The sequence below is a fragment of the Streptococcus sp. HMSC067H01 genome, assembly GCF_001814775.1.
In the GTDB taxonomy this organism is placed as follows: domain Bacteria; phylum Bacillota; class Bacilli; order Lactobacillales; family Streptococcaceae; genus Streptococcus.
Genome location: NZ_KV817792.1, coordinates 105,870 through 129,444 on the forward strand (window position 1 = coordinate 105,870; position 23,575 = coordinate 129,444).

25 protein-coding genes are annotated in these 23,575 nt (G+C 40.1%); 3 read left to right on the forward strand and 22 right to left on the reverse strand.

Annotated elements, in window-relative coordinates; genetic code table 11:
- Positions 1-23: 23 nt before the first annotated feature.
- Together HMPREF2987_RS05425 and HMPREF2987_RS05430 are read right to left on the reverse strand one after the other, a co-directional pair.
- A complete protein-coding gene (locus HMPREF2987_RS05425; protein WP_075229664.1) occupies positions 24-1,271 on the reverse strand; it encodes an MFS transporter in 1,248 nt (415 codons plus the stop codon).
- Between the two features lie 189 nt (positions 1,272-1,460).
- The gene (locus HMPREF2987_RS05430) at positions 1,461-2,312 is read right to left on the reverse strand and encodes an Rgg/GadR/MutR family transcriptional regulator (RefSeq protein ID WP_075229665.1); all 852 of its coding nucleotides are present in this window, start codon (positions 2,310-2,312) and stop codon (positions 1,461-1,463) included.
- A gap of 131 nt (positions 2,313-2,443) precedes the next feature.
- On the opposite strand from HMPREF2987_RS05430, the gene HMPREF2987_RS05435 reads away from it, so the two are divergent.
- Positions 2,444-3,013: an MptD family putative ECF transporter S component gene (locus HMPREF2987_RS05435; protein WP_075229666.1), complete on the forward strand. Its 570-nt coding sequence runs from the start codon at positions 2,444-2,446 to the stop codon at positions 3,011-3,013.
- A 314-nt stretch (positions 3,014-3,327) separates the two neighbouring features.
- Here HMPREF2987_RS05435 and HMPREF2987_RS05440 read toward each other — a convergent pair whose 3' ends face one another.
- The 14 genes from HMPREF2987_RS05440 to HMPREF2987_RS05505 all read right to left on the reverse strand — a co-directional run bounded on the left by HMPREF2987_RS05440 (position 3,328) and on the right by HMPREF2987_RS05505 (position 14,694).
- Positions 3,328-4,020, reverse strand: a complete 693-nt coding sequence (locus HMPREF2987_RS05440) for a methionine ABC transporter permease (RefSeq protein ID WP_075229667.1) — start codon at positions 4,018-4,020, stop codon at positions 3,328-3,330.
- 1 nt (position 4,021) lies between these two features.
- Complete coding sequence (locus HMPREF2987_RS05445) at positions 4,022-5,083, reverse strand: methionine ABC transporter ATP-binding protein (RefSeq protein WP_049548100.1); 1,062 nt, start codon at positions 5,081-5,083, stop codon at positions 4,022-4,024.
- Complete coding sequence (locus HMPREF2987_RS05450; protein ID WP_075229668.1) at positions 5,076-6,449, reverse strand: M20 family metallopeptidase; 1,374 nt, start codon at positions 6,447-6,449, stop codon at positions 5,076-5,078. The genes HMPREF2987_RS05445 and HMPREF2987_RS05450 overlap by 8 nt, the downstream gene beginning before the upstream one ends.
- Positions 6,450-6,568: 119 nt before the next feature.
- Entirely contained in the window at positions 6,569-7,423 is an 855-nt protein-coding gene (locus HMPREF2987_RS05455) for a MetQ/NlpA family ABC transporter substrate-binding protein (RefSeq protein WP_075229669.1), read from the reverse strand.
- A 153-nt stretch (positions 7,424-7,576) separates the two neighbouring features.
- A complete protein-coding gene (locus HMPREF2987_RS05460) occupies positions 7,577-8,419 on the reverse strand; it encodes an amino acid ABC transporter substrate-binding protein (RefSeq protein WP_075229670.1) in 843 nt (280 codons plus the stop codon).
- Between the two features lie 103 nt (positions 8,420-8,522).
- Entirely contained in the window at positions 8,523-8,846 is a 324-nt protein-coding gene (locus HMPREF2987_RS05465) for an AzlD domain-containing protein (RefSeq protein ID WP_075229671.1), read from the reverse strand.
- Positions 8,836-9,531, reverse strand: coding sequence for an AzlC family ABC transporter permease (locus HMPREF2987_RS05470; protein ID WP_142995363.1), 696 nt, complete (start codon positions 9,529-9,531; stop codon positions 8,836-8,838). The genes HMPREF2987_RS05465 and HMPREF2987_RS05470 overlap by 11 nt, the downstream gene beginning before the upstream one ends.
- 159 nt (positions 9,532-9,690) lie before the next feature.
- Positions 9,691-10,368, reverse strand: coding sequence for a CPBP family intramembrane glutamic endopeptidase (locus tag HMPREF2987_RS05475; RefSeq protein WP_075229672.1), 678 nt, complete (start codon positions 10,366-10,368; stop codon positions 9,691-9,693).
- Between the two features lie 123 nt (positions 10,369-10,491).
- Positions 10,492-11,160, reverse strand: coding sequence for a CPBP family intramembrane glutamic endopeptidase (locus HMPREF2987_RS05480; protein ID WP_075229673.1), 669 nt, complete (start codon positions 11,158-11,160; stop codon positions 10,492-10,494).
- 115 nt (positions 11,161-11,275) lie between these two features.
- Positions 11,276-12,139, reverse strand: a complete 864-nt coding sequence (locus tag HMPREF2987_RS05485) for an XRE/MutR family transcriptional regulator (protein ID WP_075229674.1) — start codon at positions 12,137-12,139, stop codon at positions 11,276-11,278.
- A 111-nt stretch (positions 12,140-12,250) separates the two neighbouring features.
- Positions 12,251-13,261, reverse strand: coding sequence for a tRNA (adenosine(37)-N6)-threonylcarbamoyltransferase complex transferase subunit TsaD (tsaD, locus tag HMPREF2987_RS05490; protein ID WP_075229675.1), 1,011 nt, complete (start codon positions 13,259-13,261; stop codon positions 12,251-12,253).
- Positions 13,251-13,688, reverse strand: a complete 438-nt coding sequence (rimI, locus tag HMPREF2987_RS05495) for a ribosomal protein S18-alanine N-acetyltransferase (RefSeq protein ID WP_075229676.1) — start codon at positions 13,686-13,688, stop codon at positions 13,251-13,253. The genes tsaD and rimI overlap by 11 nt, the downstream gene beginning before the upstream one ends.
- Positions 13,685-14,368, reverse strand: a complete 684-nt coding sequence (gene tsaB, locus HMPREF2987_RS05500; protein WP_075229677.1) for a tRNA (adenosine(37)-N6)-threonylcarbamoyltransferase complex dimerization subunit type 1 TsaB — start codon at positions 14,366-14,368, stop codon at positions 13,685-13,687. The genes rimI and tsaB overlap by 4 nt, the downstream gene beginning before the upstream one ends.
- Positions 14,369-14,478: 110 nt before the next feature.
- On the reverse strand, positions 14,479-14,694 hold the full coding sequence (locus tag HMPREF2987_RS05505) for a hypothetical protein (RefSeq protein WP_075229678.1): 216 nt from the start codon (positions 14,692-14,694) through the stop codon (positions 14,479-14,481).
- Between the two features lie 270 nt (positions 14,695-14,964).
- On the opposite strand from HMPREF2987_RS05505, the gene HMPREF2987_RS05510 reads away from it, so the two are divergent.
- Both HMPREF2987_RS05510 and rnjA read left to right on the forward strand, forming a co-directional pair.
- Complete coding sequence (locus tag HMPREF2987_RS05510; protein WP_000639585.1) at positions 14,965-15,198, forward strand: DNA-dependent RNA polymerase subunit epsilon; 234 nt, start codon at positions 14,965-14,967, stop codon at positions 15,196-15,198.
- Between the two features lies 1 nt (position 15,199).
- Positions 15,200-16,879, forward strand: a complete 1,680-nt coding sequence (gene rnjA, locus HMPREF2987_RS05515; protein WP_075229679.1) for a ribonuclease J1 — start codon at positions 15,200-15,202, stop codon at positions 16,877-16,879.
- 105 nt (positions 16,880-16,984) lie between these two features.
- On the opposite strand, the gene HMPREF2987_RS05520 is transcribed toward rnjA, so the two are convergent.
- From HMPREF2987_RS05520 to lacD, 6 genes are all read right to left on the reverse strand, one after another.
- Positions 16,985-17,863, reverse strand: coding sequence for a glycosyltransferase family 2 protein (locus HMPREF2987_RS05520; RefSeq protein WP_075229680.1), 879 nt, complete (start codon positions 17,861-17,863; stop codon positions 16,985-16,987).
- A 439-nt stretch (positions 17,864-18,302) separates the two neighbouring features.
- Positions 18,303-19,523 carry a glycosyltransferase family protein gene (locus HMPREF2987_RS05525; protein ID WP_075229681.1) on the reverse strand — a complete coding sequence of 407 codons (1,221 nt, stop codon included), beginning with the start codon at positions 19,521-19,523 and terminating at the stop codon, positions 18,303-18,305.
- A gap of 7 nt (positions 19,524-19,530) precedes the next feature.
- Complete coding sequence (locus HMPREF2987_RS05530; protein ID WP_075229682.1) at positions 19,531-21,018, reverse strand: glycosyltransferase; 1,488 nt, start codon at positions 21,016-21,018, stop codon at positions 19,531-19,533.
- A 98-nt stretch (positions 21,019-21,116) separates the two neighbouring features.
- Positions 21,117-21,458 carry a hypothetical protein gene (locus HMPREF2987_RS05535; RefSeq protein WP_257375141.1) on the reverse strand — a complete coding sequence of 114 codons (342 nt, stop codon included), beginning with the start codon at positions 21,456-21,458 and terminating at the stop codon, positions 21,117-21,119.
- 280 nt (positions 21,459-21,738) lie between these two features.
- The gene (locus tag HMPREF2987_RS05540) at positions 21,739-22,776 is read right to left on the reverse strand and encodes an aldose epimerase family protein (RefSeq protein ID WP_075229684.1); all 1,038 of its coding nucleotides are present in this window, start codon (positions 22,774-22,776) and stop codon (positions 21,739-21,741) included.
- A gap of 146 nt (positions 22,777-22,922) precedes the next feature.
- On the reverse strand, positions 22,923-23,575 hold a 653-nt coding region (gene lacD, locus HMPREF2987_RS05545; RefSeq protein ID WP_075229685.1), incomplete at its 5' end, for a tagatose-bisphosphate aldolase.

The following is a 23,575-nucleotide window of genomic DNA, read 5'->3' on the forward strand; positions in this document are numbered from 1 at the left end:
CAGTGTGAAAAGAAGACTAACACCTAAATTTCATTTTTGAGATTGAGACTTGTCAGAAGAATAGCTATCAGAGAAAGACCTACGAAAAGTATCCAAGTCAACTGTATATCCCATACCGCCACCAGTGAAAAACAGGCCGTCCCCACTGGTATAGATAGAGTAAACAACAAACCTAAAAAATTACTGGTACGAGAGAGAACCTCTGGAGCAAGATTTTTCATGAGCAGAGCACTAATTTTTGGAGAAATTTTCCCAGAAACATACATGGTAAAAAAGACGAAAATCATCCCGAGCAAGACTTGGTTTAACAAATTAGATAGACCAACTAGACTGGCTCCTAATGTAACCCACATCATCAATTTAGGCAAAGATTGCTTCCCAAAATAGTCATTTCCCGTAAGACTACTGATGATAACTGCTAATAAGGTAATCAATTGTAAGATAAACAATGCATCCTTGTAGGAAAAATTCAGTAAGGAATGATTTAAAAGGAAGATGTTATAGATACCACCTAAGGCACCACCCAAAGCATTGATAAGCAAGATAGCAAAGAGCATAAAACCAAAGTTTTTCTGTCCACTTTTAAGAAAAACGAGACGTAAGTTTCGGTAAATCGTTAAAAACTGATCTTTGATAGAAAGTTTCTCATTTTTCAGTGATTTACTATCACCAAGTGGAGTTGATAAGCTTAATTCAGCCCTTCCTAAAAAGAGAATGAGAGCTGACACTAGGAAAAATATAGCATTGATTCCCGCTACGAGCGAAAAGTTCTGTGTCGACACCCCTAATAGCCAAACTCCGAAAGCTTGACCGCCAATAGCAGAAATATAGGTGATAAACTGGGAAAATGAGTAAGCCTCCATCAAATCTGACTCTGCTACTTTTTCTTTAACGAGAGGCATTCGCAAGCCACCCGCAAAATCACTGGCTACATCACTAATGACATTGATGAGGCAAAGGGTCGAAAAGGCAAAGAAACTAGCTTGCTGAACAACTAGGGCTGCTAGAAAAAATAAAACCGCCTGAAATAAACCGACATAGGTCATCCATTTGACCTTGTCCTTGGTATAATCTGCCCGAATTCCCACAAAAACTGTAAAAAGAGTTGGAAGCATCATCACAACATTCGCCATGGCAACGGCAACAGAAGCCTCTGGCAAAGTTGAGGCATAGACCACAAATACTAAATTAAAAATGGAAGCTCCAAAAGCATTGAAAAATCGTGATAAACTCAAAACTCTGTAAGCTTGATTTCTTAGTAATAGTTTCATATAGATTCCTCTCTTTCTCACATTCTACTTTTATGGTAGCTCTAGTATAGCATCAAGAATCTTACGAGAAGACATTTTTGAATATATGCAACAGACTAAACTGATAACGAAAACGATAGAATTTGTCTAATGCTAATAAGTATCTTCACAGTCCTATCGTTTCAAGTTATTTTATCTAGTTGCAGATATTCAACACTCCATGGCACTTCTATAATAGTCAGCAGATCTGCTACAACTAATCATCTCAAAAATACGAATAGCGTCCTCCATCTTTCTCTGCCCTTCCTCTGCTCTTCCTTGCTTACTATCAAGCAAACCTTCTGCCCATAGGTAGACTATTCGAAAATAGGTTTCATTTTCTTCAAAGAAGTTCTTTTCAATTTGTTTTTTAAAATAGAGGGCATTGGTAAAATCATCAATTTCAATACAGGCCATAAAAGCATTGAGGAGCAAGGTGTGCATCATATTTCGATTTTTCCCAACTCCTTGCAAGAAATCTGACTTCCGCAACATTTCTCGAGTGTACTTTGTAAAAAGCTGGACCGATAAAAGAGGAGAGCAGGAAGAAAAGAACAACAATTCATAGTGTCCCCAAATTTCGACAGAAAATAGATAATCATGTAGGACTCTTTCTTCCTCAGCGGTCAATGTAACCGTCTCATCAATGGCTTTCATATAGGATTTTATTAAAATCGCATTGAGAATGTGTTGCTGTCTATCTTTTGAAAAAGGAAGTTGTTGATACTCTCTCTGGTAGAGAGTGCGCAAGGATGTCAAATCTTGAGGGTCAATAGCCTCAACTATTCTGTTTCTAAATTCAGAATAGGCATCCTGATGAAAACCTCTCGCCAAAAATAACAATTCTTCCATACTCGCATGAATATTCTCCAAAGCTGTGATTAACTTTGGAGCAGATATTTCACTCTGACCATTTTCAAAACGCGACAATAAGGATGCTGAAAAGCGTCCACCTGTTGCTTTTCTCAAAGAAATTTTTCTTGATTCCCGTAACTCTTTAAAAACTTTTCCTAAATTCTTCATCCTCTTACCACTCGTCTTTTATTTTTTCCTATTTTACCACATTTCCTAATAAATACTAGTTCCAAACCAGCATTTACAATCTGCCACAGGCATGATACAATGAATAACATCAGATATACGAAGGAGAATTTATGAAAAAGAATATCTTGACAACTCTTGTGGCTACCCTTGTCTACTTTCTTTGCATCGGAGTAGGGGTTCTACTAGGAAACCTTGTCGACCACACTGGAAATATGTTTTATGCCCCTGCCTTTTCTGCTCTTGTGGGTGGTAGCATCTATATAATCCTTTTAGCAAAGGTTCCTCGTTTTGGGGCGATTACTACGATTGGGCTCGTTATCTCTCTATTTTTCCTCGGAAGCAAGCATGGTGCTGGTGCCTTTCTTCCAGGAATCATCTGCGGTCTTGCAGCAGATGGCATTGCTCATCTTGGCCACTACAAAGATAAGGTCAAGAACCTTCTTTCCTTCCTAGTTTTTGCTTTTGGTACTACTGGTCCCATCCTACTCATGTGGTTGACACCTCAAGCTTACATAGCAACCCTAGTTGCTCGTGGAAAATCCCAGGACTATATCGATCGCATCATGGTCGCACCTAACCCTGCTAATATCCTCCTCTTTATCACAAGTATTCTCATCGGCGCTTTACTTGGTGCCCTGATTGGACAAGCACTTAGTAAAAAATTTGCAGATAAAATGTGATAGAAAAAGAGCTACTAAGCTCTAAGAAGGTAGACAAACCCTTTCGGTAATTAAAGGAGCTTGGTTACTACATCTTGAAAACTCTTAGAAATGCAGATATAATGCTCTTTTTATACTCAATGAAAATCAAAGAGCAAACTAGGAAACTAGCCGCAGGCTGTACTTGAGTACGGCAAGGCGAAGCTGACGTGGTTTGAATTTGATTTTCGAAGAGTATTAAGAGTTTTTTTATTTTCTCTAATAATAGAAAAAGATTGAAGAAAATTGTCCACAACGAACTTTTTCTTCAATCTGAGAGCCAGCTGGCTCTTTTTTTATTTATGACTTAATTTCTTGGTCAAGAAGTCTCCCAAGAACTGAATCGTAAAGATAATCAAGATAATGATGAGGGTCGCAAGAATAGTCACGTCATGATTGTAACGGTTAAATCCATAAGCGATGGCTACGTTACCAATACCACCTGCTCCGACCGCTCCCGCCATGGCTGTTTCACCGACTAGTGAAATCAAGGTTACAGTCGTCACACGGATTAAATCTGGAAGTCCTTCTGATAGGTAAACACCCACGATATCCCAGAAGGTCGCTCCACTAGCTTGAGCTGCCTCAATGACACCACCATCTAGCTCAGCCAATACCACCTGTACTTGACGGGCAAAGAAGGCAAAGACTGCAAAAGATAGGGGTACGATAGCCGCATTTGGACCAATGCTTGTTCCTACGATTAGATGAGAGAAGGGTGACAAGACTGCCAAGAGAATGATAAATGGTACCGCACGGAAAATAGAGGTAATCTTATCCAAAATCCAGAAAACAACTTTATTTTCCAAGACCCCACCTGGAGCTGTCAAGACAAGGAAAAGCCCTGCAACCAGTCCTAAGAAACCTCCGATGATAAAGGAAAGAACTGTCATATAAAGTGTCAAGTAGATTGCTGTCCCCCAGCCTGCCTGACCAGACCAGCCCATCTTATAGACGTTTGGTAAGTATGCTTTAATCAATTCTGCCATCTTACTGCCCTCCCTTCAATACTTTTAGTTGCACACCAGCCTCACGGATAGCTGCCTGGGCACCTTCCAAAGCTTCTTTTTCTCCTGACAAGACAACCACAAGCTCACCAACAGGAGTACCATCCAAAATTTCGATGTTTCCATAGAGAATATTTGCTGTTACTTGGTAGTGTTTATACAATTCATTCAAAAGTGGCTCGTCTGTTGAAGCGCCTGCGTACTTGAGTTGCACCAAGAGACTGTTTTCAGATAGGTGTTCCACGATTTCTTGCTTCTCAATCTTGACCATAGCTTCATCAATACCTGTCGCTGTTGAGATAAAGTCTTGAGTCAAAGGTTGTTTAGGATCTGAGAAGATTTCAAGGACACTTCCTTCTTCAATCAAATGCCCATCCTGCATAACGGCTACACGGTTGGCAATGTCTTTGACAATCTGCATTTCATGCGTAATCAAGACAACGGTTAAGCCTAATTTTTGGTTCAAATCTTGCAGTAAAGCTAAGATTTGCTTGGTTGTCTTAGGGTCAAGAGCCGAAGTCGACTCGTCTGAAATCAAGATTTTTGGATCATTTGCTAAGGCACGCGCAATAGCCACACGTTGTTTTTGACCTCCAGAAAGCTGTGAAGGGTAGTTTTCGGCACGGTCTGCCAAACCAACCAAGTCCAATAACTTAGCTACTTTAGCTTTCTTTTCTTCCTTGCTGAGTCCAGAGTGTTTGAGGGCAAAGGCTACATTTTCCTCTGCTGTTTTCTGACTCATGAGGTTAAAGTGTTGGAAGATCATCCCGATGTCTTGACGTTTACGACGCAACTGCTCCGCCGTCAAGGTCACCTTCCCATCAAAAATCACATCGTCATCAATGGTGATTTTCCCCGCAGATGGTTTTTGCAAGAGGTTAATCACCCGTACTAGGGTTGATTTCCCTGCTCCAGAATATCCAACGATTCCGTAGATATCCCCTTCTTGAATGTGAATGGTCACATCCTTGACCGCTGTAATGGTTCTCTTCTTTTGGTGAAAAGTCACATCGATCTGATCTAACTTGATAATATCTCTACTCATAGCTTCTAATCAGCTCCTCTACTAATTCAATATGGGTGTAGTAATCGGCGATTCGCACGTTTTCATCTCCACCGTGGTCTCGGCTATTGGCATTTCCTAGACCAAAGGCAACCATAGGTACTTCTAAAGCATCAAAGACCGTATGCATAGGTCCTGTCCCAGCTGTAGTCGGCAAGACTGAAACGCCCTGTGGATAGAATTTCTTGGCTAGCTCAATAACATTGAGAATAGATGGTGCACTCATATCGCTTCGATAGCTCATCTCTCCCAAGGTATAGTACAATTCTACCTTATCAAAGCCGTTTTTGTCTAGTTGTTTCCGGATTTTCTCCAAAACATCATGTGGTTCCAAGCCTGGAACCAATCGAACTTCTAGCTTAGCACTGGCTTCTGCAGGTAATATCGTTTTAACCCCTTGTCCTTGATAACCTGACTGAATCCCTTCGATATTAAGGGCTGGTTCAAAAAAGAAACGTTTTAGAAAGGCTGCACGATCTTCTTGTAAAAGAGGCAATTCCAAACCATAAATCTGGCTGATTTCCCCTGGATTTCGTTGGGCATAGGTATCCACCAAGGCTAACTCGCGTTCATTTGGCACTTGTACATCATCGTACAAACCTTCTACCAAAATACGGCCATCAGCAGCACGAAGACTTGTCAAAGCTTGAATGAGATACCATGGAGCTGATTCGATGACTCCACCATAGCTAGAATGGATATCCACATCGGCACTCTTAACCTTGGCATCAAAGGTCACAATTCCTTTGTTCCCACCAGAGATTTCTAGCTGTTCCAAGGCATTTTTGGTTCCCTGTTCCCAGACTAATAAATCTGCACCTCGGAGCTTATCTGCGTGCTTTTCTAGGTATTTGTCCAAGTCAACAGAGGCTGACTCCTCTGCCCCTTCCATGATAAAGCTGATGTTAACAGGGAGATCGTCATGATCTTGCATGTATTTTCTCAGCGCACTAAGTCGTGCAGTGATATGCCCCTTGTCATCATCAACCCCTCGTCCGTACATAATACCATCGCGAACAGAAAGAGTAAAAGGATCCTCAGTCCACACTTGGTCACCATCAGCTGGTACCGTATCATAGTGGTTGTAGAAAATGATGGTCTTAGCATCTGGTCGTGAACTCTTGAAATGTGCCATCACAAAAGGTGCTGTGTAGCTCTCATCAATCTCAACTTCAGCCCCTACACGCTTGAAAATCTCTCCCAGATAGCGAGCCACTTCCTTGAGTCCGACTTGCTGGGCAAAAACAGATTTTTTAGAAATCAGCGTCCGCAAAACTTCAAAGTAATGCTGGGCTACATGATCCTTTTCAAACTTTTCAATTTGTTCTTCTTGGCTAGGGAAAACCATTTTCTCTCTACCTTTCTACTAGGACTTGTACCTTTAGAATCAATACAAGTGGATTTCATTTGCTTGAGGCTCTATATAAAAGCAAGAGGTGGAAAATCTCTCCCACCTCCCTGTATTTATTACCAAACTGGTTGATCCAAGCCGTCTGAAGTTTCTTCGATAACTTTTTTCACTTCATCAGTGTGGTAAGCTGCGATAATTTTCTTGATTGCATCAGCTTTAGGTGATGATTCCCAATCTTTTTTCGCAACGATAATGTTGTACCATTGTTTTGAGTTTTCATCAGCTTGCTCTTTAAAGAGTGCTTTCTTGTAGTCCAATTTTGCTTCTGTAACGAAAGTATTGTTTACAACAGCTGCATCTACTGATGACAATGAACGAGCTGTTTGGCTTGCGTCCAATTCAGTAATTTTCAAGTTCTTTGGATTTTCTGTGATGTTTGCGATTGTCGCAAGAGCAGTTCCTGAAACGTCCAATTTGATCAAACCAGCTGATTGAAGAAGGTAAAGGGCACGACTTTCGTTTGTAGCATCGTTAGGTACAGCAATTTCTCCGTTTGCTGGGATATCTTCTACTTTAGTGTACTTGTTGTCGCTGCCATTTAATCCTGAGTAAAGGCGGATTGGTGAGATATAAGTATCTGCAATCGCTACAAGGTCTTTCCCGTTTTCTTTGTTCCAGTTGTTCAAGAAGTTGTAGTGTTGGAAAGCATTTAAGTCTACTTCGCCGTCAGCAGTTGCTTTGTTTGGTTGAGAGTAGTCTGTGAACTCTGTAAATTCCAATTTAATTCCGTCTTTTTCAACTAATTCTTGGACTTTATCCCAACGTGCTTCCTCAGAACCGCTACGGTTCACTGTTGCAATTTTAACAACTGTTCCGTTGTCTGCTTTCTTTTCTGAATTTCCGCAAGCTGCAAGTGCAAGGCCTGCTACTGTAGCAAGGGCTGCTACGCCTAACCATTTTTTGATTTTCATGATTGTTTCTCCTTTAAAAATAATACCGTAATAGTATCTCATACTTTATTTGATTTAGCAAATTGTTTTAAGATAGGCAGACATATAGTTTAAAACTATATACCTACAGAATGGAAAACCATCCATCTACCAGAGAATGGATGATTTAAAAACTTATTTAATATCAGCTTCTGCTGGCAGGTAAGAATCACCAAAGAACTGTTGAGATAGTTTTTCAAGGGTTCCGTCTTTATATAGTTCTTGGATGCGTTTGTCAACAAATGCCTTCAACTCATCTTGACCTTGAGCAAGAAGTGGGTATACGTATGGTTGTTGGTCGCTTGGAAGTTCGATGACTTTCAAGTTATCCAAACCTTGGTTTTTGATAACTGTTTCTACACCAATTTTATCAAAAATCTTGTAGTCAAATTGTCCATCGCTCAAACGAGACATGATTTGTTGGAAATCTGCCTTAGTATAATTAAGGATAGTTGGATTGTCCGCATGTTCTGTGTTGTATGCTTCCAATTGTTTAGCTGAGGTTGTTCCTTGAACGACTTCAGTAGATTTTCCACCGATATCATCAAGAGACTTGATGCTAGTGTCGTCCTTCTTCACAACAAGAACGTTAGGGTTTTTAGCAGTTGGCGCTGCGTAGAGGTATTTCTCTGCACGTTCTTTGGTATAACTGAGGTTGTTAACGGCCATTTGGTAACGATCGCTATCAAGTCCTGGGAAAATCCCTGACCACTCTGTCTTTTCAAACTTGACAGTATACTTGTCTGAGTCTTTAAAGATAGCACGAACAAGCTCAATCTCGTAACCTGTCAATTCACCATTTTCTTCATAGATAAATGGTTTTGGCGATCCATTAGTTGCTACAACGATTTCTTTCTTAGCAGTTGTTGCTTCACCAGATGCAGCATCTTTCTTTTCGCCACCTGAACAAGCTGCCAGTACACCTGCGGCAACAAGCCCTAAAGCAGCAAGTGATGAATATTTGATAATTTTCTTCATAATATTTCCTCCAAAATAGAATATAGTCTTATCTTAACAGAAAAAAAGCAATTACGCTATTATATGATTTCTATCTTTGCCATAAGTTTTCTTTATGTCTGATTTAAAAGATAAAACGCAAGGCTGCAATTAAGACCACTCCGAAAAGAACCGTACCTACCAGATTACGATAACGAAAGGCGACAAAGGCTGTTGGAAAGACTGCTATCAAGTCTAACCATTTGATTTGAGGGAAATCCCCGATCTTTCCAGTTGCCACACTTGATAAAATCAAGGCAAAGATAATAGACACCGGTAGGAATTTCAAAAAACGCTCGACAATAGCAGGCAAACCCTTATACTTGACCAAGATAAAGGGAATCATACGGGGAATCCAAGTCACCAGGCCTGAAAAGATAACAGCTAACAAAAGATACTTACTGACCATCTAAGATCACCCCCATTGTACATCCAAGCAGTGTCGCAAATAGGACAGCTAGCGATTGAGATACCACTGTCAAAAGTATAAAGAAAGATAGGGCAACAACTCCTAAAATGATGAAGAGGTTGCGCAAGGGAATTCGTCTTTGCATAATCTGAAACTGAGATGTAAAAATTCCAATAAACATTCCGACCAAGGCAAAGTCAAGGCCGAAAATCTCAGGATTTGGCAAAAGACCACCCAGAGCAGTCCCGACAACTGTCCCCACAAACCAAGCGACATAGCTATTGAGATTATTCCCATGCATCCACATAGGATTGACCTTGTCCGTATGAGCCAACTCGCCCATCAAAACGCCATAGGTCTCATCGGTCAAGATACTAGACATGCCGATATTGTGCCAGAGGCTGGTATGACGGAAATAGGTTGACGCATGCAAGCTCAGCAAAAAGAGACGTAGATTGATCAAAAAAACAGTCATGGCAATGGCTGCAACAGGAGCTTGAACTGCAATCAAGGCTATCATGGCAAACTGGGCACTGCCCGCATAAACAAAGAGGCTCATCAAGCTCATCTCTACAGGTGTCACATAGGGCGCACCGATAATCCCACATGCCAGTCCGATACTGACATAACCCAGGGCCGTTGGCATGGCTGCCTGCACACCTTCCCAAAATCCTTTTTCTTTCATAAATTCCTCACTAATCATTCCTTCAGCGACTGCTTTCTAAACAGTCACAGCAAAAATTATTATAACACATTCGTAAAATAGAAAAAAGTCTGCTGATTGACAAGAACAAAAAAAGACTGGAAACCAGCCTTATGATGCAACTTATAAACTATTTTAGATTTAGTACCCAAATACTAGCAGACTAACAATGAGTAAGAAGGTATTCCATGAAGCATGTAAAGCTATGGCCCAATAAATAGAGCGTGTATAGCGAAACATCAAGCAAAATATCAAGCCCATTACAAAATAGAGTATGAAATCTGTCGTTATCCAACCATGCTGTAAAACATGCATAGCACCAAATATGGTAGCAGAAACAAGAACATCGATATAGTAGTTTTTGAATTTAGACAAGCTTGTCATCACAAAACCACGACAAACAACCTCTTCTGCAACAGGCGCGATAAGGCTACCGTAAAGCACACGCATGATAACATAACTAAGACCTGTCATGCTGGTAGCTACTTCCACTACCGCGCTGCCATTTTGGGTACGAGGAAAGATACGAGTTGCTAGATTTGCCCACACGAATAATAAGAAAAAAGAAAGAAAGAAAACACCCAGGTAAGACCAACGAAACTGGAAACGACCACACTCTTTCCAATGTTCACTTTTGACAAGAATAATAGTTGCAACAACTCCCAGCACAAGCATCAACAAGACCTGTAAAACATAGTAGTTCTCATCCGACAAAGCATTCGTAAAGTCTGGATGCATGATCACATTGAATATAAGGTAGCTGGCTAAGATTAATAATCCAGTTACTAGATGAAATTTCATTTCTTTCATTTTCTTCATTAAATCAACTCCTATAGTATCCTATCTTCTACGACGACTAAACAATCCTTCTACTATTTCTCCAGCCCAAGAAAAAGCACCACGATGAGGACTCATCCCTTGATTTATGACTCTTAAAATCCTCTAAAACAATAAGGGCAGAATTTGAGGAATGGCATTATTGACTATATGCAGTCCAATAGGCCAATAAATGGACTTGGTTGCTCTAAAAAAGATTGCCATTATTAAACCACTACCCATATATACGAAAAAGTCTGTCAATACCCAACCATGGTTACTGATATGCAAAATCCCAAATAAAGCAGCAGAACCGAGCACATCCAGTCCCCATTTCTTTCCTTTTTCCAGAGCGGTCATCACCAATCCACGATAGATTATCTCTTCAAAAATGGGACCTGCAATCACAGGATAGAAAAAATACATCAAAAATGCCGTTGCTCCTGTAAAAGTAGGAATATCGAGTTGATAAGCAATTTCATTTTTAGTAGGTGGGAAAATAAAAAATGTGACGAAATTCCAAACCAAAAAAGCAAGAAGAGCTAAAAAGGAATAGAAAAGATAGGATCCTTTAAATTTTATACTGTTGATTTTCTGCCATTTCCCTGACTGATTCATGACAATGAGCGCAAGCAAAACTACAAGAAAATTCAACATCATATCCGACAGATAAAATGCAAAGTCAGATAGACCAGCAGCAAAGTCGCTGTATAAAACTAGACCACTGAACTCCTGGTAAGCAATGGCTAGTAGCATGGCTACAAAAAAGTAGTAGCGTGAGATGATCTTTTTCATTCTATTTTCTCCTATACTATGGAATGAAGACAGTATAACACGAAAAATTCCATATTTTAAAAAATCGCATATTTGACATTTTTTCTGGTAGGAATTTCACATTTGCGATTTCTAACTAATCGATAAGGTCTTTGTATTGCTGTAATCGTAGTTCAAAAAGGGCTGTTAATTGTGGATTTTCTAATATTTGCAGAGATTGGATAAAGTGTTCAATCTCTTTTTGATTGCTTCCCTTGGTCTGAAGGAAAACACTCATTTTCTTTAAAAATTGCCACAGTAATTTCTCAAAAACATCATAGGGGCGAAGTATGCTCTCCAACTCGGCTTCAAAGATTGGGATGTAGGAGAAAAGTTTTCGCTCCATAAGCTCTGAGATGATATTTAGAAAGCTATTTTTCATATACAGTCTATTGTGTGCTAATTCTTTAAATTCCTTGGACTTTTCGAGTAAGGAGGTTGATAAAAAGATTAGATCTTGATTGCTCAAAAAAGGCGTGGTATTGCAAAAGATATAGAGTTCAAACCAGGTCCAAGACTCGATAGCATAGAGGTAGGTAGTTAAAAACTCGCTATCCTCCTCTGCTAGTGGGTAGCTTTTATCTAGTGAATGGATAGCATCTTTAATCACAATAGAGTTCAAACGACGATAGGTCTGCGCCATCTGTTCTTGCTCGACTTCTTTCAACAATTGCTCTAAACCAGCTATATCTTGATGGGCAAAGCGATCCACAATCCTTCTACCAAATCGCATATGTGGAGATTCTTGGTAGTTGTTGAGCTTGTGCCCAAACTCATCAAAGGTCACATTTATCCCTTGGATGGCTAGAATCAGCTTATCTGCAGACAGCATAGACTGACCTAACTCAAACTTGGATAGCTGAGAAGCTGTTAGTCCAGCACAAGCCACATCTGACTGCTTGAGCTTTCTTGCCAGTCGCAATTCCTTGTAAAATTCTCCTAATTCCTGTTTTTCAATCATTGCCAAACTCCCTTTTTAAAATTCCCTTTACTATTCTATTCGTAAAAACTTTTTACTTTTTTAACATATTATAAAATATTTTAGCAAAAAAGCCAGCTTGAAGCTGACTTTTCATTCTATAGTATCAAAAGCAAGGCTAGGTTTGGCATTTAGCTCCAAGCCTGCAAAGTTTTCTTTGTTCCACTCGCTGACGCTGGCATAGGCAATCATGCCTGCATTGTCTCCGCAAAGACGCAGAGGTGGAATGATGATCTTGACGTCAGTGATTTCAGCTGCCAAGCGTTCTCTTAATCCTTTGTTAGCTGCTACACCACCAGCCACGACTAGAGTTTTAACAGGATATTTCTCCAGGGCTTTCTTGGTTTTTGCCATGAGAATATCCATGACTGCAGCTTGGAAAGAAGCAGATAGGTCTTCCTTGGACAAGCTTTCTCCCTTTTGCTCGGCATTGTGGTGAAGATTGATAAAGGCAGACTTCAAACCTGAGAATGAAAACTCCAGATTGTCTTCCTTAATCATAGCACGAGGGAAATCATAAATATCCTGACCTTGGTGGGCTAACTCGTCAATCTCCCGACCTGCTGGATAGGTCAAGCCCATGACACGACCGACCTTGTCATAGGCTTCACCAACCGCATCATCACGAGTTTCACCAACAATCTTGTAATCACCAGCCTCAGAAACATAGACCAACTCTGTGTGTCCACCGCTGACTAATAGAGCTAGTAAGGGGAATTCCAAGGGCTCCACACTTTGAGCTGCCATGAGGTGGCCAGCCATGTGATTAACGGGAATTAGCGGAAGTCCATGTGCCCAAGCAAAGGCCTTGGCAGCTGACAAACCAACAAGCAAGGCTCCGACCAAGCCTGGTCCATAAGTAACCGCAACAGCTGTTACATCTTCTTCTGTAATCCCTGCTTCTGCCAGCGCCTCCTCAATACAGGCTGTAATAACCTCAACATGGTGACGACTAGCCACTTCTGGTACCACGCCACCAAAACGTTTGTGACTCTCAATTTGACTAGCAATGACATTGGACAAGAGCTCGTCGTCGTTTTTCAATACGGCAACACTAGTCTCATCACAAGATGTCTCAAATGCTAAAATATATCTATCCTTCATCTATTTCTCTCTTCATGATAATGGCGTCCTCGACTGGATCATGGTAATAGGCCTTTCGCTCAGCGATGACTGCCATATTTTCTTTCTTGTAAAATGCTTGCGCTCGTTGATTTGACTTTCTGACTTCGAGGAAAATCTCCTTATCTGTCGGTAATTGAGCAAACAAGGCTGACGCAATTCCCTGACCCTGATAGGCTCCTTTGACAGCGATTTGCAGGACTTCTGCTTCAAATAAATTTTCCTGAACAGCTAGAAAGCCGATCACATTTATCCCATCGTAGGCTAAAGCATACCAGGTCTGGTCTTGGGACAGGTCTGCTTGGATTTGTTCCAAAGTCCAAGGACTGACTGGATAAACAGCTGCCATAACAGCATAGATAGTTTGAGCGAAGTCAGGCTGCTGTTGGATTCGTTTGATTTCTATCATAGGCGTTTAATGTAGGACTCACCAGACTCAGTATGGTTTTTAAGCCAGTTTTCCTCAGCTTCGACACGTTTGAGGTAATTCGGCACGAAGTCGTGCATGGAGTCTGCTTCCTTGTCCCAGGCCCAAAGAGCTAGATTCGCTGCGTTTGGTATGGTTTCTAGATAGTTGGCTTGTGGCAATTGTTCTTTGATTTGATCCACAAAGGCTCCAACTTCTCCAACAAAGGTTACCTGATCAGCATCCTTGACTTTTTCTAACACCTCTTCAAAAGATAGGTGCGCTTCTGGAAAGACTGGCTGGGCATTTTCATAAAATCCTGCATACACATTGTTACGGCGTGCGTCCATCAAAGGGACAACCAAACCTTCCTGCTGGCTCGGTACCAGGGCTAAAAGGCTAGACATGCCAACTAACTCGATGTTCAGAGTATGAGCCAAAGTCTTGGCAGTCGCTACTGCGATTCGCAAACCTGTGTAGCTACCTGGCCCCTCTGCCACTACGATTCGATCCAAATCCTTGGGTGTCAAATCCAAACTTGCCATCAAAAAATCGATAGCAGGCATCAGAGTGATACTGTGATTTTTCTTGATATTAATAGTCGTCTCGGCAAGAAGCTGCTTGTCCTCTAAAATAGCTAGAGAAAGAGCCTTGCTGGACGTATCAAAAGCTAATACTTTCATAACACATTCCTATCTTTTTGTCTGCTTACTATTATACTACAAAAGCTGACGCATGGGAATTTTCTTTGTCTTGAAACAAAAATGTCCTGCCAAATTGACAGGATAAGTACTTAAGTATTCAAGCCAAAGTAAAATACAAACCAGACCACATAAGTCACAAGGAGAAGGAAAACCGAATATAGAGTTACAGTAACAATTTTCCAATGAAGGGGCGTTTTTCTTTGCTCTAGACGAACAAACAATAGATTCCCACCGTAAACACAGGCAACAAAAATCATAAAAGCTACCAAACGAATACCGATAGCAAAAGTAAATAGGCCATTCATCCTTCAACCTCCTTGATATAGAAACGCCTCTGCTAACTTTATTATAGCATTTGAATCCGAGGTCTTCAAATACTTATACAAGGCAAAATGAAACGTATTTCAAGCTCCTTACTTTCATGTTTCCTGCTTTTACTAATTCCCCTTTTTATGTTATAATTGAGATAATTGTAACGAATCAAGGTCAATAAAGACAAAAAATGAACTGGAATCAAACCAGCTTCAAACTGAGCATTTTTGAATATAGCTGACCTGAAAGCAGAAAGGAAACATATGATTTACAAAGTTTTTTATCAAGAAACAAAAGAACGCAGCCCACGTCGTGAAACAACACGCTCACTCTACTTGGACATCGATGCTAGTTCAGAACTTGAAGGACGTATCGCTGCTCGCCAACTTGTAGAAGAAAATCGTCCAGAATATAATATCGAGTTTATCGAACTCTTGTCTGACAAATTGCTAGACTACGAAAAAGAAACTGGCGCATTCGAAATTACGGAGTTCTAATATGGCCTATACTCTTAAACCAGAAGAAGTCGGCGTTTTTGCCATTGGTGGTCTAGGAGAAATCGGAAAAAACACATATGGTATCGAATATCAAGATGAAATCATCATCGTTGATGCAGGGATTAAATTCCCAGAGGATGACCTTCTCGGTATCGATTACGTTATCCCTGATTACTCCTACATTGTAGAAAATATCGACCGCGTTAAGGCTCTTTTGATTACCCACGGACACGAGGACCATATCGGAGGAATTCCTTTCTTGCTTAAGCAAGCCAATATCCCTATCTATGCAGGTCCACTGGCCCTTGCCTTGATCCGTGGAAAACTCGAAGAACATGGACTTTTACGCAACGCTACACTTCACGAAATCAACCACAACACGGAGTTGACTTTTAAAAATCTTAAAGCAACTTTCTTTAGAACAACCCACTCGATTCCAGAGCCATTGGGAATTGTCATCCACACACCTCAAGGGAAAATCGTCTGTACAGGCGACTTCAAGTTTGACTTTACACCAGTTGGCGAACCTGCAGACTTGCACCGTATGGCAGCCTTAGGTGAAGATGGAGTACTTTGTTTGCTCTCTGACTCGACCAATGCTGAAGTACCAACCTTTACAAACTCTGAAAAGGTTGTCGGCCAGTCTATCATGAAGATCATCCAAGGTATCGAGGGACGCATCATCTTTGCATCCTTTGCCTCAAATATCTTCCGTCTCCAACAAGCTACTGATGCTGCTGTTAAAACAGGGCGTAAGATTGCTGTCTTTGGGCGCTCTATGGAAAAGGCTATTGTTAACGGGATCGAGCTTGGCTACATCAAGGCGCCTAAGGGAACCTTTATCGAACCAAATGAAATCAAAGACTATCCTGCGGGTGAGATTCTGATCCTCTGTACAGGTAGTCAGGGCGAGCCCATGGCAGCCCTCTCTCGTATCGCTAATGGAACTCACCGTCAAGTGCAACTCCAACCTGGCGATACTGTTATCTTCTCATCTAGTCCAATTCCAGGAAACACCACTAGCGTCAACAAATTAATTAACATCATTTCTGAAGCTGGTGTTGAAGTAATCCATGGTAAGATTAACAACATCCATACATCTGGACACGGTGGTCAGCAAGAGCAAAAACTCATGCTCCGCCTCATCAAGCCAAAATACTTCATGCCTGTTCACGGTGAATACCGCATGCAAAAAGTCCACGCTGGACTTGCCGTAGATACTGGAGTTGAAAAAGACAATATCTTTATCATGAGCAATGGTGATGTACTTGCCCTTACTGCAAACTCTGCTCGTATCGCTGGTCATTTCAATGCTCAGGATATCTACGTCGATGGAAATCGTATAGGTGAAATCGGTGCGGCAGTCCTAAAAGACCGCCGAGACCTATCCGAAGATGGTGTTGTACTTGCTGTCGCAACAGTAGACTTCAAGTCTCAGATGATTATTTCTGGTCCAGATATCCTCAGTCGCGGATTCGTCTACATGCGCGAATCTGGTGACTTAATTCGCCAAAGCCAACGTATCCTTTTCAATGCTATTCGTATCGCATTGAAAAACAAAGATGCCAGCATCCAATCTGTCAATGGCGCCATCGTAAACGCTATTCGACCATTCCTTTACGAAAATACTGAACGTGAACCAATCATCATTCCGATGATTCTCACACCAGATGAAGAATAAGAAAAAATTCTCTGAAATCGAATGACTTCAGAGAATTTTTTTATTTTACAATAAGTTGGACTAATTATTTTTCTTTAATCAACTAGTCTATAAATCCTATCGCTCTCACCGACGCTTGGTCTCAATAGCTTTTTTCACCAAAATCTGTTGATAAGCTTCCATATCTCCGCGTTTCAATGCTTCTTCTTCATGAATAGATAATCGCCATTTATAGGCCTGAATTTCCTTATCCAACAACTCCTGAGGTGCCCCAATCAGATTCAAAATAGTCAGACGCTCTTCAATGCTCTTTAAGGGATAAACATCTGCAAGATTAACTGTTCTCGTCACACTTGTGGAGCGTTTTCTATGAATATAAATGGCTTTATTCATATAGGCAATCTTATCTGCTTGAAGATAAACCTTATAGGTCGTATAATCGTCTTCTACCTTCTGATCCGTTGGATAGACAATATCCTTGAAAAGCTCCGCTTTATAGAGTTTTGCCCACGGAACAGTAAAACATTGACTAAGATTACATTTTCCGTCATATTGATGATTGAACCAATCAAAAGGGCTATACACTTGTTCAAAATAGTTGTCTGCACCTACATGGATTAAAAAACTCCCCTGATCTTCAATAAACTGAGTGAAATTACCAATTGCAATATCTGCATCCGTTTTTTTCAATAAATCATAAAGGCTTTGGATATGGTCTAACTCTAGCCAATCATCATTATCAACAAAGACAATGTAATCACCTGTCACAGCTTCCAAGGCACGATTGCGACTGGAAGCAACTCCTCCATTTGGCTTATGGTAAACTTTAACACGCGCATCTTGATTTTTATATCGCTGACAAATAGCTGCCGAACCATCAGTTGAGCCATCATTGATTAAAATAACTTCAAGATTTTGATAAGTTTGTTGAAGAATGCTATCTAAACATTTTTCAAGATAGGCCTCTGACATATAAACGGGGACGATAACACTTATTTTTTCCATTTTTATTTCTCTCTTTATTCAATTTTTAGTCTAAGTTTTTCAAATATTGCTGGATTTAGGCAATTATATCCTCAACTTTATCTACACTGAAGCAAGTAGTTCGAAGCAGTAAACCGACAAGTTCAGGGATAAGCCTCACTAACACGAATCTCAGATGATTCGACTCAGTACAAACATGTAATCATATCTCCCCATACTATGTTAATGATTGAAATACAAATTATCACCAAGTGAAGTACTAAACTAGACGCTATACAGTTATTAATGTCTTTGTCTAAGACCAACTACTCTATCATCATAGAAATAGATTTCATTTTCATGGAATTACTTAGACGATGCAGTCTGCATTATATGATTTATCCTAAACTTACCCCAGCATTAACAATAGATGCTATAAAAATAAATGGATTTCATGATGATTCTTTTGTTTCTCCGTCATTTAAAAAAGTAACTTCAATTCTTCCCTGGTCACTAAGCATGGATTCATCTTTTGTTTATCATAAGCAGATTGATATTTTTCTGGATTTGCAAGTTGGGATAGTTCGTCAATCATCTCTGCGATACAATCCCTTGGAAACACATGGTCAGTAGCATAAAACTCTGGCTGGTGACACGTTTCCTTAAAAGCATAAAGGATCATGCCATTTTCAAGAGCTGCACGGCTACCATCAAGTATTTCCTGCGCATGAGAAATATCCAGATAAATGCTACACGTTTGTAAAAGTTTCTCATATATCTCTCTAGACAGACCTGGGTAGAGATGAACATTTGCATGACAATCCAGATCTAGCAGGCGCCCTCCCATTACTGTTAAAGCAGCAATATGAAATTCAAAATTCGGTAGGGCAGATACAAGGACTTCAATTTGCTCTAGTTCTTGCGTATCTGTCAAAATCAAAATATGCGGGCGAAACTCCCTAAAGACGCCAAGAAACGTTGGTAGATAAATCAGAGGAAGATTCATATTGTCTGTCTTTAATTTCAAATCTCGAGTCAGTAGTTTCCCACAACGATCTTTTAGATACGAAACATCTTCCGCGGATAACTCTTCTCTCATATAAAATACTAACTGATTAGATGAGAAGTTAGGCATCTCCCTAAGTAAGCTTATATCTGATAAAACTAAACAATCACCTGTAGATAATTGTTTATCTAAAATCAGTTTTCTTGCTTCACCAATTGAAGAAAGCCCCTGTTCCTGACCGTTTGCTTCTCGATAAAGTGCACGATCATGAGATGAAAAAAGATAGAGTTGTTCTTGATTTTCCTGACCATAAATTTCTATCTCTTTTTTTCCACCACTCCAAATTTCTCTATGAAAACAAGTTCCCGATAAATCATAATGATCTTTTGCACAACAAAGACCACTGTTGTCATACCATTCGACTAACTCCACCATTTGTGGCCACTGAGGATAACAGTAAATCTTCCCTTTTTGATTTCTTCCCGCTACGATATCACCTGTAGAAAGAACCTCCCAAAATTGAGGTAAGGGAAGTTGAGTCATGTGTAAGGGATTTGAACTTTCATGATTAGAAAAAAAACTAGTAAAAATATTGTTAATCGTTAATGGTTTCAGATCCATCCCCATGAGTTCTAAATCTTTTTTTAGGCGATCGTCATCTGAAGACCATTCCCTCGTCAGATAATAATACATCATTTCTTTTTTATTCCCATTCTCTATTCAAAAATTCATACCATTGTTCTGTTATGCAGTCTGATAAATATTCTTCAGCTAAGCGGTAAGAGCCTTCCCTGAACTTTTTGATTTGTTTGAAGGCTTTCTCTAAAGCTTTTGTTAAATCAACCACAATTTCCTCATCCGAACGAGCATCAAAAGGAACTAAATAACCATTTTTACCCTCCTGAATAAAGGTCTGATTTCCATAAGGTACATCTAGACCAACAAGAGCTTGTCCAGAACCAATTGCTTCTAACAAAGTTATACCAAAAGTTTCCCATTCCGAGGTAGCCAGGTAAAGCTCATACTCTTTGAAGCGATTCTTAATTGTCTGATGCCCCTTAAGATGAATATAATTTTGTGCTCCTAGATTGGCAATCTCTGCTTCAATATCCTGCCATAGCATCCCTTGACCATAGATATCTAAGTTGACATCTGGACAAATTTCATGAAAAGCAACGATGGCTTTGATTGCTAAGTCTAATCGTTTTCGACGTACAAATCGAGCGGCGAGCATCACAGAATATGGTTTTCGTTCATCAGCTAATTGCAACTGGTCCAGGGTAGCTACTGGAAGAACGCGAACTTGACCAGTTTTCCCTAGTAATGCTAAATGTTTTTCCAATTCATCCTTCTGTGCTTGCGTTGATACTAAAATACCATCAAATTCTTCGGCATATTGAAAGAGGTAATAATATTCAGAATTAATCTGATCTCCCCAATAATGGATAGAGTGCACAACACAGGATACTTTCGCTTCACCTTTTAAACGTAAAAGAGGGGATGTAAAGGGAAGACCCCCTATACGATCAAGAAATACATGATCCTCTTTACTAAACTGCAACTCTGATAAGACTCGCTCTAAAAATTCAGACTCACTATAGAACCATTCTGCTCCGCACCGATAAACTGCTTCAGTATCCTCACCTGGTTCTTTCTTAATCTCTTCAAAGGCTACTGAACCATCTCTATTATGAAACAGTCGGCGAACAACTCTAGCTACTAGACCAAATTCAGCATCCACTGCTGTGAAAAATTCTGTGAACAGCTTTTTCTTACCATAATGTTCTCTACGAAGTAAACGACCAAATGCATAATAATCTACATAATCCACATAATCCGGTTTTAGACTATTTTTATGCAGAATGGTAATGATACCATCTTGTTCCTGAAAAATCAATTCACAATTATTTTCCTTATATTCAGCAGTCAAATGTAAGAGCTGTTTCATATCATCTATACGGATCCCCAAGCTCATATCACGCTGATCTGTCAACAACATATGTGCTAACAGGATTTCTTCCTCAAGATGACCCAAAGATAGGTAATAGTCCCATTTAAATCGAGGAGGGACTTGTGTAAAAACAAAACAGGCAGGGAGGCCCAAGTCGCGAAAAACCTTCCCACGATATGCTTGAGCAACATCTACACCATTTGGTTCTAAACCAACCATAAGATTAAAAGTGTAAAGCATTCTTTAACTCCAAACTAAACTCTAATCACAAGCATCAAAGCATGGACTCCATAAAAGAAGTGAACTAGCGGATGATTAGATTATCTACTAAAACTCTCTCATTTATCTAACGAATTGAGGTAAGCTTTTATCGCCACTACCATCGTTTCAGGAGTTTGCGAAGAAAAAATCTGACTTCCTCCTGTTGGGTCCTTACTGGTATTATCAAAAGCAAAGATTGGTTTCCCTAAATTATGAATTTCCTGAGTGATATTCATAATTTCATTAAAATGATTGATATCTAAATAAAAATCGACTTTACTAAGAACATTTTCAAAATTATATCTGTTGAAACCAGGGTATATGGTCACATTAAGATAGCGTTGTAAATCAACAACTTGCGATGCAAAAGTTGTATGAGCCAAAATATGAAAATGAACATCAGGTAGTGCTTTTATCAAAAACTCCAAGTGTTCCATCTCGCAAGCAAGAGAGTTTTTTCCAAAAATCTTTATAAAAATCTAGTATTTTTTAGTCAAAAGCCTAGATCTATTCCATTTTAATTATACCTTATTTTTAGCAAAAAAGCCATCTTATAAAATTCTCAATCGGGCATAATCTGGATTTTCAAATCTCTATAAGTCTTCTCTGCCATCATCCGAAAATCAAATGAATAACCTAAACTCTAACAGCTAGCAAATAACTAACGGTTAAAATTTAGGTTTACTCAGGAAAACTTCATTATTTCACGACAAGCTCGTAACGAGTTTTGCTGGTGAAAGTTTGGCCTGCTTTGAGAATGACTTGGTCTTTAAGGTCGCTATGAATAGCATCTGGCAAAGCCTGTGCTTCTAGAGCAATTCCATTGTGCTGAATCATTGGCTGACCAGCGATGATGACACTCTCGTCCACAAAGTTTGCTGTGTAGACCACAAAGCAAGGAGCCTCTGTCTTAAAGAGCAAGAAGCGACCTGAACCTTGGTCATAGAGGAATCCAGCATTATCATGTCCTGCAGGTAGCGCAAATGGATGGTCCAAACCAGATACGAGTTGGATTTGCTCATCTTCTTCTGCAAAGATATCCTTCAACAAAGCACCATTGTAGATATGTTTGACAACATCACGGTTAGCATCTGGGGTTTTAGCTGGAACACCATCAGGAGCAATTGGATAAATCCCCTCTGTATTCAATTGGAAGACATGGCGGTCAACTGTCTGCGTGAAATCACCAGATAAGTTAAAGTAGCTATGGTTGGTTGGATTGACCAAGGTATCCTGGTCTGTCGTTACCTTGTAACTAACTTCGTAGGCACCACTTTCTTCCAAGTTGTAGCTAATCCAGATCTTAAGATTTCCAGGGAAACCTCCTGTCCCGTCTGCTCTTTCTGTGTAAAGAGTCAAACCATTATTATTCACTTCGACTAGCTCAAACAAGCTAGAATCCCAACCAGTTGAGCCACTGTGGTTACAGTTGCTAGCATTGTTGACTTCAAGATCATAGGTCTTCCCATTGAGTTCAAATGTTGCTCCTGCAATACGACCTGCAACTGGACCTACACTTGCTCCATGTTTAGGGCTATTGCCCACATAGCTTTCAAAATCGTCAAAACCTAGGATAACATTGGCAAAATTGCCAGCCTTATCTGGAGTTACATAGCGTAAAATTGTTGCTCCATAAGTCATGATTTCCAGTTGGTATCCTGCCTCCGTTTCAAAACGGTAAGCGAGGACATCCTTGCCATCAACTTTCCCAAATACACGTTCTGTGTATGCTTTCATCCTTCTCTCCTTTTTCTAATTCAATTAAGCAAACAAACCATAGAAAGCGCATTCACTCTCTATGGTTTTATTGTATGATTTACAAACACCTTTGTCAAGAAACCATAGATATTTTATTAACAAAAGTCGTTTCTTCTATTTCTGATCTATGCTTCTACACGTTCAGTCCATGAAGTAGCTGTTGTTTGAAGTACTTTATTGAGTTCATCAATGTTTTCAAATCCAGTTGTACGAAGCCATTCGCGAGCTGCTGCTTCACCATCTTTGATGTAAGCTTCAACTGATCCAGCCCATGTTGCACGTCCACAAAGAACACCATTGAAGTTTGCGCCTGATTCGTGGGCAAAGACAAGAGTTTCTTGGAAGAGCTTAGCTGATACACCAGCACTCAAGTAGATGTATGGCAAGTTAGTTGCTTCATCTTGAGCTTTGAAGAAGGCTGCTGCTTCTTCGCGAGTATGAACGATTTCACCATCGCCAAATCCTTCAACGTATTTCACGTTAACTGGAACTTCCACTTTCAAGACATCGATGTTAAAGCGTGGGTCTGAGAAGACCTTCATAGCACCGATAACCTTGCGTGGTTTTACTTTAGCGTATTCGGCAGAACCTGCGTCCGCAATCTTTTCATCGTAAGCCAAGATTTCAAGGAAGAATGGAATGTCTTCAGCTACACACTCAGAACCAATACGTTCAATGTAGGCTTGTTTTTGTTGGTTAAGTTCGTCAGAGCTATCTACGTCATAGTAAAGCAAGAATTTAACGGCATCTGCACCTTGTTCTTTGATACGTTTTGCAG

Excerpts from the sequence above, each read along its gene's own strand:
- HMPREF2987_RS05455 (WP_075229669.1), bottom strand. The coding sequence starts at position 7,423 with ATGAAAATCAAAAAATGGTTAGGCGTAGCAGCCCTTGCTACAGTAGCA.
- HMPREF2987_RS05470 (WP_142995363.1), bottom strand. The coding sequence starts at position 9,531 with ATGAAAGAAAAAGGATTTTGGGAAGGTGTGCAGGCAGCCATGCCAACG.
- HMPREF2987_RS05445 (WP_049548100.1), bottom strand. The coding sequence starts at position 5,083 with ATGAGTAGAGATATTATCAAGTTAGATCAGATCGATGTGACTTTTCAC.
- rimI (WP_075229676.1), bottom strand. The coding sequence starts at position 13,688 with ATGATAGAAATCAAACGAATCCAACAGCAGCCTGACTTCGCTCAAACT.
- HMPREF2987_RS05440 (WP_075229667.1), bottom strand. The coding sequence starts at position 4,020 with ATGGCAGAATTGATTAAAGCATACTTACCAAACGTCTATAAGATGGGC.
- HMPREF2987_RS05505 (WP_075229678.1), bottom strand. The coding sequence starts at position 14,694 with ATGAATGGCCTATTTACTTTTGCTATCGGTATTCGTTTGGTAGCTTTT.
- HMPREF2987_RS05435 (WP_075229666.1), top strand. The coding sequence starts at position 2,444 with ATGAAAAAGAATATCTTGACAACTCTTGTGGCTACCCTTGTCTACTTT.
- tsaB (WP_075229677.1), bottom strand. The coding sequence starts at position 14,368 with ATGAAAGTATTAGCTTTTGATACGTCCAGCAAGGCTCTTTCTCTAGCT.
- HMPREF2987_RS05450 (WP_075229668.1), bottom strand. The coding sequence starts at position 6,449 with ATGGTTTTCCCTAGCCAAGAAGAACAAATTGAAAAGTTTGAAAAGGAT.
- rnjA (WP_075229679.1), top strand. The coding sequence starts at position 15,200 with ATGGCCTATACTCTTAAACCAGAAGAAGTCGGCGTTTTTGCCATTGGT.
- HMPREF2987_RS05540 (WP_075229684.1), bottom strand. The coding sequence starts at position 22,776 with ATGAAAGCATACACAGAACGTGTATTTGGGAAAGTTGATGGCAAGGAT.
- HMPREF2987_RS05530 (WP_075229682.1), bottom strand. The coding sequence starts at position 21,018 with ATGCTTTACACTTTTAATCTTATGGTTGGTTTAGAACCAAATGGTGTA.
- HMPREF2987_RS05425 (WP_075229664.1), bottom strand. The coding sequence starts at position 1,271 with ATGAAACTATTACTAAGAAATCAAGCTTACAGAGTTTTGAGTTTATCA.
- HMPREF2987_RS05430 (WP_075229665.1), bottom strand. The coding sequence starts at position 2,312 with ATGAAGAATTTAGGAAAAGTTTTTAAAGAGTTACGGGAATCAAGAAAA.
- HMPREF2987_RS05475 (WP_075229672.1), bottom strand. The coding sequence starts at position 10,368 with ATGAAGAAAATGAAAGAAATGAAATTTCATCTAGTAACTGGATTATTA.
- HMPREF2987_RS05510 (WP_000639585.1), top strand. The coding sequence starts at position 14,965 with ATGATTTACAAAGTTTTTTATCAAGAAACAAAAGAACGCAGCCCACGT.
- HMPREF2987_RS05460 (WP_075229670.1), bottom strand. The coding sequence starts at position 8,419 with ATGAAGAAAATTATCAAATATTCATCACTTGCTGCTTTAGGGCTTGTT.
- tsaD (WP_075229675.1), bottom strand. The coding sequence starts at position 13,261 with ATGAAGGATAGATATATTTTAGCATTTGAGACATCTTGTGATGAGACT.
- HMPREF2987_RS05525 (WP_075229681.1), bottom strand. The coding sequence starts at position 19,523 with ATGATGTATTATTATCTGACGAGGGAATGGTCTTCAGATGACGATCGC.
- HMPREF2987_RS05465 (WP_075229671.1), bottom strand. The coding sequence starts at position 8,846 with ATGGTCAGTAAGTATCTTTTGTTAGCTGTTATCTTTTCAGGCCTGGTG.
- HMPREF2987_RS05480 (WP_075229673.1), bottom strand. The coding sequence starts at position 11,160 with ATGAAAAAGATCATCTCACGCTACTACTTTTTTGTAGCCATGCTACTA.
- HMPREF2987_RS05520 (WP_075229680.1), bottom strand. The coding sequence starts at position 17,863 with ATGGAAAAAATAAGTGTTATCGTCCCCGTTTATATGTCAGAGGCCTAT.
- HMPREF2987_RS05485 (WP_075229674.1), bottom strand. The coding sequence starts at position 12,139 with ATGATTGAAAAACAGGAATTAGGAGAATTTTACAAGGAATTGCGACTG.